This is a genomic window from Streptomyces sp. NPDC002018, assembly GCF_042890865.1.
In the GTDB taxonomy this organism is placed as follows: Bacteria; Actinomycetota; Actinomycetes; order Streptomycetales; family Streptomycetaceae; genus Streptomyces.
This window is the reverse complement of sequence record NZ_JBIASO010000023.1, coordinates 15,094-31,238: the sequence shown is the minus strand read 5'-3', so window position 1 is coordinate 31,238 and position 16,145 is coordinate 15,094. Positions and strand designations below refer to the sequence as shown.

Here is a 16,145-nt window from a genome sequence, read left to right as displayed (position 1 = left end):
TCATATAGTGGCCACCGTTTGAGCAATATTCAACAGATTCCGAGCCTGTCACCACTGTCACCTCCGGATCACCTCGGCTCACCCGAGAAGGCGGGCGCCGCGGGGCTTCCCCCGTCCCCGCCGTGCCCTCCGCCGCCCCACCGGCACCCGGTCCAGCGTCTTCCGGAAGGTCGTACGAACCGCTCCACCGCACCCGGCCACCCCCACGCACCCGGAAGGCGATGCCGAATGACCATGACCGGTACCTCCAGCGAACAGGCCTGCCCTCCCCCGCGCACCACCGCACACGGACAGAGCGGCGTACGGGCACGGGCATGAACCGGCGGCCCCCGGGAGCCTTCCCGGGGCGTCCTTCATCCCCGTACGGCCCGCGCCGCCCGGCGACTTCCCGATCCCGACCTCCCGAAGCAGGTGCGCGTTGGACTCCGCAACCTCTGAACGCCCCACCGGAACCCCCGAACAACCGACGGGCCAGGCCGTGGCCGTCCCGCCCGTGGCCGTCCCGCCCGGGGCCGCCGCGTCCACGACCGGGCCCTCGCTGGCCAGTACGGTCGACAACGGCCTGAAGATCGTCATCGTCGGCGGCTTCGGGGTCGGCAAGACCACGATGGTCCGTTCCGTCAGCGAGATCCGCCCCCTCAACACCGAGGAGACGATGTCCCCGGCGGGCCGGGACATGGACATGCTCGACCTCGACGGGCTGCGAAGAAAGACCTCGACCACCGTCGCCTTCGACTTCGGCCGGATTTCCCTGGACGAGAAGTCCGTCCTCTATCTCTTCGGCGCCCCCGGCCAGGAACGCTTCTGGTTCCTCTGGGAACGCCTCTTCTCCGGCACCCTCGGCGCGGTCGTCCTGGTCGACACCCGCCGTCTCTCCGACTCCTGGTACGCCCTGGACCGCCTGGAGCACCACGGCACGCCCTTCATCGTCGCCTGCAACGACTTCGGCGGGCCCTTCCACGCGGTGGACCAGATCCGTACGGCGCTGGCGCTGGCCCCGGACGTACCGCTGGTGGAGTGCGACGCGCGGGACCGCTCGTCCAGCAAGTACGTCCTGATCACGCTGGTCGAGTACCTCTACGAACTGGCCTCCAGACGGGCGGCGGACGGAGCCGGCGCGTCCGGGGCCCGCACCCCGGAGAACGCCCAGGGCGGCGGATGACGGGCGGGGGAACCCGGACGCGCGGAAGTGCGCCGCGCGAACCGGACGGGAAGTGCGCCGCGTGAACCGGACGGGAAGTGCGCCGCGTGAACCGGACGGGAGTGCAGCACCGCGTGAGCGGCGGACAGCGGCGGGTGACGCCATCCGTCGCGCCGCGTGACCCCGTCCTCCCTGAGGGTGAAGCGCGTCGGGCGGCGGACGGCGCGCCCGGCCCGGCCCGTACCGGACCTCCCGGAGCCCGAACCTGCGTCCCGCCCGGCCCGAACCGGTGTCCCGCCCGGCCCGGGAGCGGTGTCTCATCCGACGGACACGGGTGCCCGTGGCGCGCCGGAAGGGACTAGGCTCCGGCCCGTGGCCGATATCCAGATTCCCGCTGACATCAAGCCCGCCGACGGCCGTTTCGGCGCAGGCCCCTCCAAAGTGCGGACGGAGGCGGTGGACGCGCTGGCAGCCACCGGTACCTCTCTGCTCGGCACGTCCCACCGGCAGGCCCCGGTCAAGAACCTGGTCGGCTCGGTGCGCGACGGGGTGCGGAGCCTCTTCGAACTGCCCGAGGGCTACGAGGTGATCCTGGGCAACGGCGGCTCCACCGCCTTCTGGGACATCGCGACGCACGGTCTGATCGAGAACAAGTCGCAGCACCTCGCCTTCGGTGAGTTCTCGTCCAAGTTCGCCAAGGCGGCCAAGCTCGCCCCCTGGCTGGCCGAGCCGACCGTCATCTCCTCCGACCCCGGCTCGCACCCGGACCCGCAGGCGGAGGAAGGCGTCGACGTCTACGCCTTCACCCACAACGAGACCTCCACGGGTGTCGCCGCGCCGATCGCACGGGTCGCGGGCGCCGACGAGGGCGCGCTGGTCCTGGTCGACGCGACCTCGGGCGCGGGCGGCCTGCCGGTCGACATCAGCGAGACGGACGTCTACTACTTCGCCCCGCAGAAGTCCTTCGCCTCCGACGGCGGCCTGTGGATCGGGGTCTTCTCACCGGCCGCGCTGGAGCGCGCCGCGCGCGTGCACGGCTCCGGACGCCATGTGCCCGAGTTCTTCTCGCTGCCGACCGCGATCGACAACTCGCTGAAGAACCAGACGTACAACACCCCCGCGCTGGCCACCCTCTTCCTGCTCAACGAGCAGCTCACCTGGCTCAACTCCCAGGGCGGGCTGGACTGGTCGGTCCGCCGCACCGCCACCTCCGCGCGGACGCTGTACGGCTGGGCCGAGGCCTCCAAGTACGCGACCCCGTTCGTGGTCGACCCGGCGAAGCGCTCGCAGGTCATCGGCACGATCGACTTCGCGGACGAGATCGACGCGGCGGCGGTCGCCAAGGTGCTGCGCGCCAACGGCATCGTCGACACCGAGCCGTACCGCAAGCTCGGCCGCAACCAGCTCCGTGTGGCGATGTTCCCGGCGATCGACCCGGTGGACATCGCGGCGCTGACGGAGTGCGTCGACTACGTGATCGAACGTCTCTGACACCCCCAGCACCAACGCCGACGGGCCCCGCCGCACCCCGCGCCGGGGCCCGTCGCCCGTCATCACACATCACACAGCGAACGGGCCCCGACCGCCGGCCGGGAGCTCTCAGATCTGGCGGACGAACGCCTTCGCACCGTTGTGGAAGACAACGGTCAGGCCCGGCGCCCTCCCGTCCGGCCGTAAGGACCACCGGTCAATGGACGCGATCTCAGGCGACTCCGCCCTGGCGAGCACCGCCGCGAGCCAGCCCTCGGGATCGCCGGGCTTCGGCTCGTCCCAGCCCTGGACCGGGTCACCCGTGACGGGAACATCGGCGTGCTCGTGCTTCTCGCCGTCGGCGAGCTGGCCCATGATCTGCCAGTGCACCTCACCGTCGCCCGTGGTGATCGCGAGCCCGAAGGGGTGCTGGGAGTCACCGGCCTCGGTGAGCGTCTGGACGCGGGTCGCACCGGGGCTGCTCCTGACCAGGCCGAGGGCGAAGTCCTGGAATCGCGCGGGACGCATTTGTGATCATTTCCTTCCATGGCGGCCGGGTCAGCCTAGGCAGAGCGGTGCCCGTCGGGGCGGAGTTCCGACAGGACTGGACCCGATGGGGTGACGCGAAGGCCGGAGGGTGCGGGCGGTCGCTGTCGTGCCGGCCCGGCGGGAACCTTCGCCGCGCCGGGTGGTGGGGTCGTGATCACCGCGTCTCCGAGCCCGTCCGGGCGTCATGGGCGTCGAGAGGCCGGGCGGGGCCGGCCGGTGCGGGGCCTTCGTACCGGTCCCGGCCGACGCGCAGCAGTTCGGCCACGGCGTCCGGCGCGCACAGCTTGCCCGCCCGCTCGACCCGTACCGCCCAGTGGGGCCCGACCGGCCTCGGCCCGGCCCAGTCGACACGCGGCACGACGAGCCAGGCCCCGCGCCCCCGGACGACCGCGAGCGGCGACCCCCAGGTCTCCGTCGTCCGGGGCGGCACGAGCGCGTAGTACCAGGCGGTCTCACTGATCACCGGGCCGTCCAGACGCCCGGCCAGCGCTCCGGACACCACGGCCGGCCGATCGCTGCCGACGGCCGCGTGGACCAGGCCGAGGGGCATCCGCACGGCGTCGAAGAGCACACCGGTGGGCAGCAGGGCGGGACGGCCCTCGTCGTACCAGTGCCGATGGGCCGTATCGGGATGGCGGAGGGAGGAGGCCAGCCAGTCCCCGGGGGAGATGGCTGGCGTCTGACGCTGCGTCATGGTCGGCTCCATGGACGGACGGTGTGCTGACCGTCAGATCGTGCCGACGCGGCGAGGCTCCGACGTCCCCAAGGTAGGGACGCCGGAGCCTTGACTTTCGGTAGGCGGCTGGCTACACACCGCTCCACTGGGCGAACTCGCGCAGCGGTTCGGTGGCGCGCCGCCGCGCCCGCAGCAACGTCCCGACGGTCTCGTGCACTTCGGGGTGGTAGCGGGTCAACTGCGGCGCCGTCTCGCGTGCCCGCTCCAGCGATTGCAGCGCATCATCGTGGCGCGCCGTCCAGGCCTCCGCACACGCCTTCCTGATGAGGAATCCGGCGACACGGGTCGGTTGGTAGGAGTCCGGCAGCCGCACCCCGGACGCCACGCGCAGCGCCTCCTCGTGGTCGTCCTGGTACAGGGCCACATCGAGCCGTCCCAGCGCCACATTCAGTTGGCCGAAGGCGAGGGCGTACCGCGTGCCGGGCGGGTTCTCGGCAGCGTCCGCCGCCGCGCCCGCTTCCGCGAGTTCGGTGGCCTGGCCGAGCCAGTCCCCGGCAGCGGTGTGGTCCTTCTGTACGGCGGACAGCGCCGAGGCACGCAGCAGCAGGGTGCCCCGTACCGCCGCAGTGGCGGGATCACCGTCGTCGTCGAGGTCGCGCAGGGCCTGCCGCATCAGTGCGACACCCCGGTCGGGGCGTGAGGTCTCCGCATGGGTGATGACGGCCCGTTCGTACCGTTCGACGGCCACCTGACGGGGATCGCCCGACTGCGGCGCGGCCACCGCCATGCGGGCCAGCGCGAGCCGGGCGAGGTCCATGTAACCGAGCCGGTACGCGACGATCGCCGTGGTGCGCGCCACCTCGGCCTGGAGGTTGTGTGCTCGCTCGCGGTCCCGGCCGACTGCCGTGTACGTCTGCACGGCGGTCGCCGTGTCGGTGATGAGCCCGGGAAGCGCCTCGGCCACCGCCCCGAACTCGCCCCTGGCACGGCGCTTGCTGACGGCTGCCGTGTCCGTGGCGATGTCGCCGAGCGGACGTGGCGGCAGATCGTCCTCGGGCGGGATGTCCCATGCGTCCAAGGCGCTGCTGATCGGCGCGAGCAGCCTGTCGAGCTGGTCCTTCTGGAGCATATGGACGTACGGCTGACCATGCAGTACGGACAGCGTCACACCCAGCGCGCGGGCGACGGAAGCGAGGACTGACGGGCTGGCGGGCTGCTCGCCGGTCTCAACTCGGGAGAGATGGCTGGTGGATACGTGGGCGCGGCGGCCCAGCTCGGCCAGAGAGTAGTCACGGATGGCTCGGAATTCCCGGATGCGGGCGCCGATGTGCTTGTCGGTGGTCTCGGGCATACAGACTCCCCTTGCGTGCTGACACTCGCAATGTACCGCCGCCCGGCTCCCGCGCTGCGGCCGTGCGACCAGCCTCCCCCCAGGGGCCGTCCTCGCCCCGGACGGGGCCGTCGGGGCCGTCGGGGCCGTCCCGGACGGGGTCGGCGCGACGGGTCCGGTCAGTTCCTCTTGCGCAGGCGCTTGAAGCCGAAGAAGAGTGCCGCGCCGCCCACGAGGATGAACGCGCCGAGGGTGGCGCTGCCCTGGCCGGCGCCGGTGGTGTCGGCGCCGCTGTCGGGCGTCGGGGAACCGCCCGTCGCGGAGGGCGGGTTGCCCGGGTCGGCGCCCTTGTCCTTGCCGTTGTCCAGGTCCTTGCGCACGACCTCGCTCCCCTTGCCCTCCGAGCCGAACATCAGCGCGCTGCCGTCCGCCGTGTAGGTCACCGACTCGGCCTGACCCTGGAACGGCGCGGACACCGCGTGGTCCGCTCCCAGCCGGCCGTTCTTCCACACATAGCCCCGCGCGCTGAAGTACGAGCGCAGCACCAGCTCCGTGCCGTCCGGCGAGAACGCCCCGTCCGTCACCCAGGGCACGTCGTCGATCCGGCGGAAGACATTGCTGCCCGACGGGCTCAGCCGCGCCGGGCCCTCGTACAGCCCGCCGCCGTTGTCGTTCTTCGAGGCGATGTAGACGCGTCCCGTCGTGGGATGGACCATGAGCGCCTCGGCGTTGCGCGGCCCGTCGGCGTACGTGACCGTGAACTGCGTCGCCCGTACGGTCATGTCCTTGAGCTGCTCGGGCTCCGGGAAGCGGTAGATCCACACATGGTCCCAGGTGCCATTGAGGTTGTCGCCAATGTCCCCGACATACACATTTCCATCGGGACCAAGGGAGATGGCCTCCACATCCCGGGGTTCACCGACCCCCTCCATGGTGATGGTCGCCACCGTCTCACCGGTTCTGGAGTCCACCGCGAACACATAGGGTCCGTCGTCGCTGTCGTTGTGCGTCCAGTAGACGCCGGGGTGGCGGCGGCTGGCGGCCAGTCCGCTGGACTCGACGATCCTCGGATCCTTGATCGTGAACGTCCGGTCGGGTGTTCCGTCCGCGGCGGAGGCCCCGGGTGCGAACGCGGACGCGGACACGCCCAGCAGAACGGCGGCGGTGAGGGCGGCGACGGCACCGGAAGAGCGTGGGCCGGAAGGGCGCGGAAGCGAACGCATGCCCCCAGCCTGCCATCCCGTCCGTACGCGTCACGTATCCGTACTCGCGTCCAGGCATGTCCCGGCCGGTCCTGGCGGTCGATCCGCGATGATGACCGGATGCGTTTCCTGTTCGTCGGTGACTCCATGACCATCGGCCGCGCCGGCGACTTCACCTGGCGCTACCGGATGTGGCAGCACCTCGACACGTCCTTCGGCGCCCCGTACCGGATCGTCGGCCCCCGGTCGGGGCTGTACGACCCCGAGGCCGACGCGCCCGTCTCGGACGCCTACGCGGCCTCCGACTTCCCGGCCGACGCCCGCCACCATCTCGCGGGCTGGGGTGTGGGGTGGCAGCATATGAGCCCGTTGATCGGCGAGGCGGTCCGGTCGGGGAAGGCCGATGTCCTGCTGGTCTCCCTGGGTCTGATCGACCTCGGTTTCTACACGGACAGCACCCGGACCGAGGGCAGCGCCCGCGCGTTCATCGCCGAGGCCCGCGCGGCCAACCCACGGGTACGGGCCGTGCTCCTGCCCGTCATCCCGAACATCCGGGCCGAGTCGGACCCCGCCTTCGCGGCCGAGATCGACCGCTTCAACGAGCTGCTCGCCAAGGCCGTCGCCGATCTCGACCAGCCCTTCTCGCCCCTGCTGCTGGCCTCCCGTCCGCCGACGTACGACATCCACCGGGACACCTACGACGGCACCCACCCGGCCCCCTCGGGCGAGCACAAACTCGCCGCTGCCTACGCCGACGCCATGCACCAGGCATGGGGCCTGGGCGCGCCCTACACAGCCCACGGCTGAGCCCCTCCGCCGACGTGAACGGGCCCGTGACGCGAGAGGGCCGGTGGCGTGAACCGGCGCGCGGAACCGGCGGCGGGAACCGGCGTCAGGGACCGGCGGGAACGGCGGGAACGGGGGCCGGTGCGTGGCGGGGGACGGTGCGTGGCGGGGACGGCCACAAGGCCCATTCGGGGTTGCCTTGAGTGCGCTCGAACGCGTTGGCTGTGGAGTCATGAAGTACACGCAGCTCGGACGCTCCGGACTCAAGGTAAGCCGACTCGTCCTCGGGACGATGAACTTCGGTCCTCTCACCAACGAGGCCGACAGTCACACCATCATGGACGCCGCGCTCGACGCGGGCATCAATTTCTTCGACACCGCCAATGTCTACGGCTGGGGCGAGAACAAGGGCCGTACGGAGGAGATCCTCGGCACCTGGTTCGCCAAGGGCGGCGACCGGCGCGACAAGGTCGTGCTCGCCACCAAGGTCTACTCGAACATGGCGGCGGGCGACCCCGCCTGGCCCAACCACGACAAGCTCTCGGCGTTCAATATCCGCCGGGCGGTGGACGCGAGCCTCAAGCGGCTCCAGACCGACCACATCGATCTCTACCAGTTCCACCACATCGACCGCACCACCCCGGTCGAGGAGATCTGGCAGGCGATCGACACCCTGATCCAGCAGGGCAAGATCCTCTACGCGGGTTCGTCCAACTTCCCCGGGTGGAAGATCGCGCAGACCAATGAGACCGCCCGCCGGCTCGGTTCGTTCGGGCTGGTCAGCGAGCAGTGTCTGTACAACCTGGCCGAGCGCCGCGCCGAGATGGAGGTCATCCCGGCCGCGCAGGAGTACGGCCTCGGGATCATCCCCTGGTCGCCGCTGAGCGGTGGTCTGCTGGGCGGCGCGATCCGCAAGGAGCGCGAGGGCGGCGGCTCCCGCACCAGCGGCGGCCGTTCCGGGAGCGGGCTGGCCGACACGGCCGTCAGGGCGCAGATCCAGTCGTACGAGGACCTGCTCGACAAGCACGGCATCGAACCGGGCGAGGCGGCGCTGGCCTGGCTGCTCACCCGTCCCGGGGTGACGGGCCCGATCGTCGGCCCCCGGACGATCGAGCAGTTGGAGTCCGCCCTGCGCGCGGTGGAGCTGGAGCTGTCCGAGGAGCTGCTGTCCTCGCTGGACGAGATCTTCCCGGGCACGGGTCCTTCGCCGGAGGCCTTCGCCTGGTAGGACCCGCCCGGACGTGCCCCTGGTCGCGCGCCCGGTCGTGCCCCTGGGCACGCACCTGGTCGCGCGCCTGGTCGCGACACGGCGTGGCTGTCCGTACCGGTACCGGTCGTAGCGGTACGGACGGTCGCGGCCGGCGCAGCGCAGCGCGGTGCCGCCGGAGTCCGGGGGGTGCGGCGGCCGGGGGTCGGATCCGGCCGGTACGGCCAGGCCCTGCCCGGTCGGACGGACGGGGCCTAACCGACCGCCGCCGCCACCGCGATGATCGCGAACATCAGCACCAGCACGCCGGCCATGATCTGGTTTCGGGTCTTGGGATCCACGGGACGAGGTTAACCGCCGGGGGTCTCCCGCCCGGCGTCCGGGTCGCCCTCGCCGCTCCCCTGCCCGCCCCGGCCGAGCGGAAAGCGTACGAGCGTCTCGTACCTCGGTTGCTCACCGCGCACCCCGCTCACCGGCAGCCGGCTCAGGACGAGCGCCAGCTCGGCCACCTCCCAGGGCGTGCCCTCGAAGTCGTCCATGGCCGTGACATACGGCCCCAGATCCATGCCCGTGTCCGCTCGGCTGCGCGCGACCGTGAGATGCGGCCGGTAGTGGCGGTGCTCCCGCATCTCCACCCCGGCCCGGCGCGCGGCGGCGTCGGAGCGCTCCGCGAGGAGCCGCAGCGCCTCGGTCCCCCCGGCGGCCCCGGCCCACAGGGCCCGCCCGCCGAAGTGGCCGCCGCCGCGCAGCCGCAGCGGGAACGGTTCGGTCCGCCGCCCGGCCCGCTCCAGCCGCGCGGTCAGCTCCGGCACCAGCCGTTCCTCCACCTCGCCCATGAACGCGAGGGTGATGTGCCAGCCCTCCCGTCCGCTCCACCGCAACCGGTCGGCGCCGGGCATCCCCCCGAGCCGCTCAAGAACCGGGTCCAGTTCCTGCCGCGCCTCTTCGGGCGGCAGCACAGCGGCGAAAAGTCTCATGCGGTCAAGTCTTCCCGTCCACGGATCCGCGCGGAACCCGATCACCGCCACCGTACGGACCGTCGCACGAGTCCGCACCGAGTCCGTACCGGGCCCGTGCCGAACGCGGGCGGCGAGGACTACTCACGCGGCTGTCGTCAGTTCCCGTTCCTTCGGGACGAACTCCATGTGCGGACGGCCCCCGCGCAGGTCGAATCTGACGCGTACCCCCGCCACCCGGATCAGGACCAGGCCGATCACCGCCGCCGCGAGCAGGGAGACCGCGCCGCCCGTGGCGAAGCCGACGCGGGCGCCGTAGGTGTCGGTGACCCAGCCGAGGAGCGGGCCGCCGACCGGGGTGCCGCCGACGAAGACCATCATGTAGAGGCTCATGACCCGGCCCCGCATCTCCGGGTCCGACGCCATCTGGACGGTCGTGTTGGCGCTTATGTTCGTGGTCAGCCCGATCATGCCGATCGGCAGGAGCAGCAGCGAGAACAGCCAGACGGACGGGGACAGGGAGACCGCGATCTCCAGCAGCCCGAAGCCCATCGCCGCGAGCAGGAGCAGCCGCAGCCGGCTGGAGCGGCGGCGGGCGGCGAGCAGGGCGCCGGCCAGCGAGCCGGCCGCGAGCAGGATGTTGAAGTAGGCGTACATCCCGGCCCCGCCGTCGAAGACCTGGTGCGCGAAGGCGGTCAGCCAGATCGGGAAGTTGAAGCCGAACGTGCCGATGAAGCCGACGAGGACGATCGGCCAGATCAGCTCCGGGCGCCCGCGCACATAGCGCAGTCCCTCTCTCAACTGGCCCTTCCCGCGCGGCACGCGGACGGACTTGTGCAGTTCGTGCTGGCGCATCAGCAGCAGACCGGCCAGCGGGGCCAGGAAGGACAGCCCGTTCAGCATGAAGGCCCAGCCGCTGCCGACCGTGGTGATGAGCACCCCGGCCACGGCGGGGCCGATGAGCCGCGCGGACTGGAAGTTGGCGGAGTTCAGACTGACCGCGTTGCGCAACTGGTCGGGTCCGACCATCTCGGAGACGAAGGACTGCCGGGTCGGATTGTCGACGACGGTCACCATGCCGAGCAGGAACGCGATCAGATAGACATGCCAGACCTGGACGTGTCCCGAGAGGGTCAGGACGGCCAGCGAGACGCCCAGCAGTCCCATCGCGGCCTGGGTGACGAGCAGCAGCAGCCGCTTCGGGCAGCGGTCGGCGATGACACCGCCGTACAGGCCGAAGAGCAGCATGGGCAGGAACTGGAGGGCCGTGGTGATACCCACGGCCGCCGAGGAACCCGTGAGGCTGAGTACCAGCCAGTCCTGGGTCACCCGGGACATCCATGTACCGGTGTTGGAGACGACGGCGCCCGTCGCGAACAGACGGTAGTTACGGATCTTCAGCGACGAGAAGGTGCCGCCGGTCTTCACAGCGTGCGGGGTGGTGCTGTCGTGGGTGGATTTCGGTGCGGGGGCGGAGTCTGCTCCGGATCCCGTACTCAAAGTGGGTTCGCCTCCTTACAGCGCGCGGTTCACAGGTGGGCGAGCTTCTCCAGCACGGGGGCGGCAGCGCGCAGCTTCGCCCACTCGTCCTCGTCCAGGCCCTCGGCGAGGGACGCCAGCCAGACATTGCGCCGGCGGCGGCTCTCCTCGAGCATCGCCTCGGCCTCCTCGGTCTGGCTGACCACCTTCTGCCGACGGTCGTCGGGATGTGGCTCAAGCCTGACCAGGCCCTTCGCCTCCAGCAGCGCGACGATGCGGGTCATCGACGGCGGCTGGACATGCTCCTTGCGCGCCAGCTCACCCGGGGTGGCCGAGCCACAGCGGGCCAGCGTGCCCAGCACCGACATCTCGGTCGGGCTGAGCGACTCGTCCACACGTTGGTGCTTCAGTCGCCGGCCCAGCCGCATGACGGCGGAGCGCAGTGCGTTCACGGCGGCGTCGTTCTCGTTCCCGTCGTCGCCGTGGGACAGGTCAGGCATGTTTGTTAGCGTAACTCATTACCCAACCTAAATACCACCCGGTTTCCTCCGCGTTTCATCGGCGTGCGCCGTTCCGTTTCACCGACGCGTGCCCCCGCCACCACGTATCACTCGTACGAGTGAGATCACTCCGGAAAGTGACGTGATCGGGCGCACCCGCGCACGAACCTGTCCCCATGGGATCGACAGTGCTCAGCCTGCGGATAGACGGTGAGCTGCTCGACCGGCTGCGGGAGCGTGCCGCCAGACGGGGGATGAGCGTGCAGGACTATGTGGCCGGGACACTCATCCGCGACGACTTCGACGAACGCTTCAGGGCGGCTGTCGAGGAGACGGAGAAGTTCTACGGCGTGACGCGTCAGGACTGACCCCCTGGCGCCACACGGCGGGCCCGCGTCCGGCTCCGGGCGGCGGCTCCGGGCACGGCTCCGGGCAACGGGCCCGCCTCTCCGTTCCGGGCAGCGGGCCCGCGTCCGGTCTCGCGCGCCGGGCACCGGGCCGATACCGTGCCGATTCCCCTCGGCACGAGGCCCGATTCCCGTCGGCGCGAGGGCCGTGGACGGACCCCCGCCCGACGCCGTCTCCCCACGTGGAGCCCCGGAGGGCTCCGCATAGACTCGGGGCCATGACCGGTTCTTCGACGGGAACTCCCCGGCGTGCGGCGCCCGAGCCCCTGGAGGGGCCGGTCGTCGGCACCGTCACGGGCGGCACGATCATCTGGTTCGTCCTCTTCCTCGTCCAGCTTCCGTTCTACGGCTGGTACAGCGACCACGGGCACGCCTGGTGGATCTGGACCTGTCTGGCCGGGGGCGGGCTCGGACTGATCGGCATCTGGTACGTGCGCGGCAGGGACGCGGCGCTCAAGCGCGCGGCGGCCGCGCGGGAGGCCGGGGGCGGAGGCGGAGGCGGGGGCGGAGGCGAGGACCAGGGCCCGGGTCCGCGCGGTTCGTCCGGGCCGACGGTCTGACGGTCTGACGACAGCCCCTACGCCCCGCACGCCCCCGCACGCCCCGGGAACCCGCCCCTGACGTGACCCTGACCAAAGTCCGTCCGTGCGGCCGTCCCGTACTGCCTCAGGACCATTCCCTCTCGTCCCCGGGTCGGATCTTCTGGCACCTCGGCGGGTGAACCCGCCCCGCCGGTCGTACCGTCGGAACCATGACGCAGCGGGCGAAGACCGACACCGACGGCCCCGAGCCCCATGGCCCCGAGCCGCACGGCCGCGGCTCCCACGGCCCCACCATCGACGCGGGCGCGGAACTCGACCCCGTACACCCCATGAAGCTCCCGCGGCCCACCGGCCGCCACACCGGGCTGACCGCCGCCGAGGTGGCGCGGCACGTGGCCCGGGGCGAGGTCAACGACGTCCCCGTGCGCAGCAGCCGCTCGGCCGTCGAGATCGTCCGCGCCAACGTGTTCACCCGCTTCAACGCGGTCATCGGTGTGCTCTGGGTGATCATGTCCTTCGTCGCACCGATCCAGGACACGCTCTTCGGCTATGTGATCCTCGCCAACACCGGGATCGGCATCATCCAGGAACTGCGCGCCAAGAGGACTCTCGACGGACTCGCGGTCATCGGCGAGGCGAAGCCGACCGTACGGCGGGACGGTGTCGCCGCCGAGATCTCCACCGCGCGGATCGTCCTCGGGGACCTCATCGAGCTGGGCCCCGGCGACAAGGTCGTCGTCGACGGGGAGGTGGTCGAGGCCGACAGCCTCGAAGTGGACGAGTCGCTGCTCACCGGCGAGGCCGATCCGGTGCTCAAACGCCCCGGCGACTCCGTGATGTCCGGCAGCTTCGTGGTCGTGGGCGGCGGCGCCTTCCGGGCGACCAGGGTCGGGCGCGACGCCTATGCCGCGCAGCTCGCCGAGGAGGCGTCCCGTTTCACGCTGGTCGACTCCGAGCTGCGCAACGGCATCAGCACCATCCTCAAGTACGTGACCTGGATGATGATCCCGACGGCCATCGGGCTCATCATCAGCCAGCTCGTCGTCAAGCAGACCAACTTCAAGGACTCCATCGCCAGAACCGTCGGCGGCATCGTCCCGATGATTCCCGAGGGCCTGGTCCTGCTGACCTCCGTCGCCTTCGCGATCGGTGTCATCCGGCTCGCCCGCAAGCAGTGCCTCGTCCAGGAGCTGCCCGCCATCGAGGGCCTCGCGCGCGTCGACGTCGTCTGTCTCGACAAGACGGGCACGCTCACCGAGGGCGGGATGAACGTCAGCGAGCTGCGGATCCTGGGCGGCCCCGACGGGACGTCCGCCGGGACAGGCGGGACAGCGGGGACAGGCGGGGCGTCCGGCGGGGCAGGCGGCGGGGCGTCCGGCGGGGCAGGCGGCGGGGCGCCCGGCGCGGCGTACGGGGCCCGCACGGCACACGAGACGTACGTACGGAAGGTGCTCGGCGCGCTCGGGAAGTCCGACCCGCGCCCCAATGCCAGCCTCCAGGCGGTCGTGGACGCGTTCGGCGACGACGCGGGCCGGTGGCCCGTGACGGACGCGCTGCCCTTCTCCTCCGTACGCAAGTACAGCGGCGCCGCGTTCGCCGAGAGCGACGGGACCTCCTCGGGCTGGCTGCTGGGCGCCCCTGACGTCCTGCTGGCCCACGACGACCCCGCGCTCGACGGGATCGACCATCTCAACGAACAGGGACTGCGCGTGCTGCTGCTGGCCCGCGCGGCCGGCGAGCTGGACGCCCCGGACACGGCGGCGGGGGCCGAGCCGGTCGCCGTCGTCGTACTGGAGCAGCGGCTGCGGCCGGACGCCGCCGACACCCTCGCGTACTTCGCCCGGCAGAACGTCGACGCCAAGGTCCTCTCCGGCGACAACGCGGTCTCGGTCTCCGCGGTGGCCGCGAAGCTCGGTCTCGCGGACGCGGAGCGTACGGTCGACGCCCGGCTGCTGCCCGCCGCGCGGGAGGAGATGGCCGAGGCCGTCGAGGCCGGTACGGTCTTCGGCCGGGTCACCCCGCGGCAGAAGCGCGACATGGTCGGCGCGCTCCAGTCGCGCGGGCACACGGTCGCGATGACCGGGGACGGGGTCAATGACGTCCTGGCGCTCAAGGACGCGGACATCGGGGTCTCGATGGGCTCGGGCTCGGAGGCGACCCGGGCCGTGGCCCAGATCGTGCTGCTGAACAACAGCTTCTCGACGCTGCCGTCGGTGGTGGCGGAGGGCCGGCGGGTCATCGGCAACATCACCCGGGTCGCGACCCTCTTTCTGACGAAGACGGTCTACTCGGTGCTGCTGGCGATCCTGGTGGCCTGTTTCCAGGTGGAGTACCCGTTCCTGCCGCGCCATCTCACGCTGCTGTCCACGCTGACGATCGGCGTGCCCGCGTTCTTCCTGGCACTGGCCCCGAACACCGAGCGGGCACGGCCGAACTTCGTGCGCCGGGTGATGCGGTACTCGATCCCGTCGGGGATCATCGCCGGAGTCGCCACCTTCGTCACCTACCTGATGGCCCGGCACTACTACTCGGGTCCCGACGCCCTCGGCGCGGAGACCAGCGCGGCCACCCTCACGCTCTTCCTGGTCTCCATGTGGGTGCTGGCGATCGTGGCCCGCCCGTACACCTGGTGGCGGATCGCGCTGGTGGCGGCGATGGTGCTGGCGTTCCTGGTGGTACTGGCCGTACCGGCGCTCCAGCACTTCTTCGCGCTGAAGCTGGTGGGTACGACGATGCCGTGGCTGGCGGTGGGGATCGCGGTGGTGGCGTCGGCGGCGCTGGAGTTCTGCTGGCGGTGGGTGAGCCGCAGATTCCCGGCGTGACCCCGGCGTGACCCCGGCGGAACGCCGACAGGACGGCACGCGTACGGGTACGGGTACGCGACGGCACGCGTTCGGCGCGGGTGAACAGACGCGGGTGAACAGAGGAGGGGCCCGGCAGACCGCCGGGCCCCTTCTGACCGCTCCGCGCTCCTCCTACTTCACGCGCTCTACTTCACGTCGACGAAGTCGCCCGTCGCGTTGATCGGGGCGGTGGTGGCCGTACCCGCGAAGCTCCAGCGGAAGTAGCCGTCGACCGACGCCTTGACCGTGGTCTTCAGCGCGCCGGCGGTCGAGCCCTTGACCGTCTTGACGGTGGTGTAGACAGTGCTGTTCTTCTTGCGGAACTGGAGCTTCACCGGCTGCGAGGCGTAGCCCGTGTAGTTGTTCCCGTCCCAGTTGACACGGTCCAGCTTGCCGGTGACCGTGATCGTCTTGCCCTTCTTGACCGGCTCGGGCGCGGCGTTCACCGTGAGCCGCGACAGCCGCTGGATCGACGTCGTGCCGTACGCGTCCTTGCGGACCATCTCGCCGTCCTTCGCCAGCGCGATCGCGCCGACCTTCCAGGTCCGGGCGTCCGTGTTGATCAGCTCCCGGGAGTCGACCGTCACGGTGAGCGTGCAGGTCGAGGTGGTGGCGCTGGCCGCCTTGCAGGTGGCGGCGTCCTCGTTCTGGAAGAAGGCGTAGCCGTTCTCGTCCTCGATGGTGCTGCCGATCCAGATGATCGTCGAGGCGTCCACGATGCCCGAGTCGTCCGACGCGGTGATGGCGACGGTCAGCTTCTTGACACCCGTGAGACCGACGACGACGGGCTTGCCCCCGTTCACCACGATCTTGTTGAGCACGGGAGCGGTGTTGGCCTTGGCCGCCAGCGCGCGCTGCCCGGCCCGCGGCGCGTCGGTGCGCGCCTGCTCCGAGAACCCGTACTGCCCGGCCGCGGGAGCGTCCCGGTGGCCCTGAGCGGCCTGCGAGGCGGGTACGGCGAGGGCGGACAGGGCCAGGGCCCCGGAGACAGCGGCCACGGTGGCACGAATACGCATACGTTCCCCAAGTCTGTTCTGCGGGTCTGCTGACCCGAAGG

At 71.1% G+C, this 16,145-nt stretch carries 15 protein-coding genes; 7 read left to right on the top strand and 8 right to left on the bottom strand.

The window, feature by feature from the left end:
* The first annotated feature begins 493 nt into the window (after positions 1–493).
* Both ACFYYH_RS29515 and serC read left to right on the top strand, forming a co-directional pair.
* Positions 494–1,162 (top strand): ATP/GTP-binding protein, encoded by a 669-nt coding sequence (locus tag ACFYYH_RS29515; protein ID WP_388557492.1) that lies wholly within the window; start codon positions 494–496, stop codon positions 1,160–1,162.
* Between the two features lie 351 nt (positions 1,163–1,513).
* Positions 1,514–2,632 carry a phosphoserine transaminase gene (gene serC, locus ACFYYH_RS29510; RefSeq protein WP_388557264.1) on the top strand — a complete coding sequence of 373 codons (1,119 nt, stop codon included), beginning with the start codon at positions 1,514–1,516 and terminating at the stop codon, positions 2,630–2,632.
* A 108-nt stretch (positions 2,633–2,740) separates the two neighbouring features.
* On the opposite strand, the gene ACFYYH_RS29505 is transcribed toward serC, so the two are convergent.
* From ACFYYH_RS29505 to ACFYYH_RS29490, 4 genes are all read right to left on the bottom strand, one after another.
* Positions 2,741–3,139: a hypothetical protein gene (locus ACFYYH_RS29505; protein WP_388557261.1), complete on the bottom strand. Its 399-nt coding sequence runs from the start codon at positions 3,137–3,139 to the stop codon at positions 2,741–2,743.
* A gap of 175 nt (positions 3,140–3,314) precedes the next feature.
* Positions 3,315–3,854 (bottom strand): hypothetical protein, encoded by a 540-nt coding sequence (locus tag ACFYYH_RS29500; RefSeq protein ID WP_388557258.1) that lies wholly within the window; start codon positions 3,852–3,854, stop codon positions 3,315–3,317.
* Between the two features lie 112 nt (positions 3,855–3,966).
* Positions 3,967–5,187: a helix-turn-helix domain-containing protein gene (locus tag ACFYYH_RS29495; RefSeq protein WP_388557255.1), complete on the bottom strand. Its 1,221-nt coding sequence runs from the start codon at positions 5,185–5,187 to the stop codon at positions 3,967–3,969.
* A gap of 158 nt (positions 5,188–5,345) precedes the next feature.
* Positions 5,346–6,389 carry a WD40 repeat domain-containing protein gene (locus ACFYYH_RS29490; protein WP_388557252.1) on the bottom strand — a complete coding sequence of 348 codons (1,044 nt, stop codon included), beginning with the start codon at positions 6,387–6,389 and terminating at the stop codon, positions 5,346–5,348.
* 99 nt (positions 6,390–6,488) lie between these two features.
* On the opposite strand from ACFYYH_RS29490, the gene ACFYYH_RS29485 reads away from it, so the two are divergent.
* Both ACFYYH_RS29485 and ACFYYH_RS29480 read left to right on the top strand, forming a co-directional pair.
* Complete coding sequence (locus ACFYYH_RS29485) at positions 6,489–7,175, top strand: GDSL-type esterase/lipase family protein (RefSeq protein WP_388557249.1); 687 nt, start codon at positions 6,489–6,491, stop codon at positions 7,173–7,175.
* Positions 7,176–7,386: 211 nt separating this feature from the next.
* Positions 7,387–8,382 (top strand): aldo/keto reductase, encoded by a 996-nt coding sequence (locus tag ACFYYH_RS29480; RefSeq protein WP_388557246.1) that lies wholly within the window; start codon positions 7,387–7,389, stop codon positions 8,380–8,382.
* Positions 8,383–8,711: 329 nt separating this feature from the next.
* Here the strand turns inward: ACFYYH_RS29480 and thpR are convergent, their stop codons facing one another.
* The 3 genes from thpR to ACFYYH_RS29465 form a co-directional block, all read right to left on the bottom strand.
* Positions 8,712–9,338 carry an RNA 2',3'-cyclic phosphodiesterase gene (gene thpR / locus ACFYYH_RS29475; protein WP_388557243.1) on the bottom strand — a complete coding sequence of 209 codons (627 nt, stop codon included), beginning with the start codon at positions 9,336–9,338 and terminating at the stop codon, positions 8,712–8,714.
* A gap of 123 nt (positions 9,339–9,461) precedes the next feature.
* A complete protein-coding gene (locus ACFYYH_RS29470; protein ID WP_388557240.1) occupies positions 9,462–10,817 on the bottom strand; it encodes an MFS transporter in 1,356 nt (451 codons plus the stop codon).
* A 29-nt stretch (positions 10,818–10,846) separates the two neighbouring features.
* Entirely contained in the window at positions 10,847–11,296 is a 450-nt protein-coding gene (locus ACFYYH_RS29465) for a MarR family winged helix-turn-helix transcriptional regulator (protein ID WP_388557237.1), read from the bottom strand.
* A 176-nt stretch (positions 11,297–11,472) separates the two neighbouring features.
* Between ACFYYH_RS29465 and ACFYYH_RS29460 the strand changes: the two genes are divergently transcribed.
* From ACFYYH_RS29460 to ACFYYH_RS29450, 3 genes are all read left to right on the top strand, one after another.
* Positions 11,473–11,664, top strand: coding sequence for a ribbon-helix-helix protein, CopG family (locus tag ACFYYH_RS29460; RefSeq protein WP_388557234.1), 192 nt, complete (start codon positions 11,473–11,475; stop codon positions 11,662–11,664).
* Positions 11,665–11,921: 257 nt separating this feature from the next.
* Positions 11,922–12,263: a DUF2530 domain-containing protein gene (locus ACFYYH_RS29455; protein WP_388557232.1), complete on the top strand. Its 342-nt coding sequence runs from the start codon at positions 11,922–11,924 to the stop codon at positions 12,261–12,263.
* Between the two features lie 191 nt (positions 12,264–12,454).
* Positions 12,455–15,067 carry a cation-translocating P-type ATPase gene (locus ACFYYH_RS29450; protein WP_388557230.1) on the top strand — a complete coding sequence of 871 codons (2,613 nt, stop codon included), beginning with the start codon at positions 12,455–12,457 and terminating at the stop codon, positions 15,065–15,067.
* A gap of 167 nt (positions 15,068–15,234) precedes the next feature.
* Here ACFYYH_RS29450 and ACFYYH_RS29445 read toward each other — a convergent pair whose 3' ends face one another.
* Complete coding sequence (locus ACFYYH_RS29445) at positions 15,235–16,104, bottom strand: DUF5707 domain-containing protein (protein WP_388557228.1); 870 nt, start codon at positions 16,102–16,104, stop codon at positions 15,235–15,237.
* Between the last annotated feature and the right edge of the window lie 41 nt (positions 16,105–16,145).

Coding starts and splice junctions, on each gene's coding strand:
- ACFYYH_RS29445 (WP_388557228.1), bottom strand. CDS start 16,104: ATGCGTATTCGTGCCACCGTGGCCGCTGTCTCCGGGGCCCTGGCCCTG.
- ACFYYH_RS29455 (WP_388557232.1), top strand. CDS start 11,922: ATGACCGGTTCTTCGACGGGAACTCCCCGGCGTGCGGCGCCCGAGCCC.
- ACFYYH_RS29480 (WP_388557246.1), top strand. CDS start 7,387: ATGAAGTACACGCAGCTCGGACGCTCCGGACTCAAGGTAAGCCGACTC.
- ACFYYH_RS29465 (WP_388557237.1), bottom strand. CDS start 11,296: ATGCCTGACCTGTCCCACGGCGACGACGGGAACGAGAACGACGCCGCC.
- ACFYYH_RS29450 (WP_388557230.1), top strand. CDS start 12,455: ATGACGCAGCGGGCGAAGACCGACACCGACGGCCCCGAGCCCCATGGC.
- ACFYYH_RS29500 (WP_388557258.1), bottom strand. CDS start 3,854: ATGACGCAGCGTCAGACGCCAGCCATCTCCCCCGGGGACTGGCTGGCC.
- ACFYYH_RS29495 (WP_388557255.1), bottom strand. CDS start 5,187: ATGCCCGAGACCACCGACAAGCACATCGGCGCCCGCATCCGGGAATTC.
- ACFYYH_RS29490 (WP_388557252.1), bottom strand. CDS start 6,389: ATGCGTTCGCTTCCGCGCCCTTCCGGCCCACGCTCTTCCGGTGCCGTC.
- ACFYYH_RS29485 (WP_388557249.1), top strand. CDS start 6,489: ATGCGTTTCCTGTTCGTCGGTGACTCCATGACCATCGGCCGCGCCGGC.
- ACFYYH_RS29505 (WP_388557261.1), bottom strand. CDS start 3,139: ATGCGTCCCGCGCGATTCCAGGACTTCGCCCTCGGCCTGGTCAGGAGC.
- ACFYYH_RS29460 (WP_388557234.1), top strand. CDS start 11,473: ATGGGATCGACAGTGCTCAGCCTGCGGATAGACGGTGAGCTGCTCGAC.
- thpR (WP_388557243.1), bottom strand. CDS start 9,338: ATGAGACTTTTCGCCGCTGTGCTGCCGCCCGAAGAGGCGCGGCAGGAA.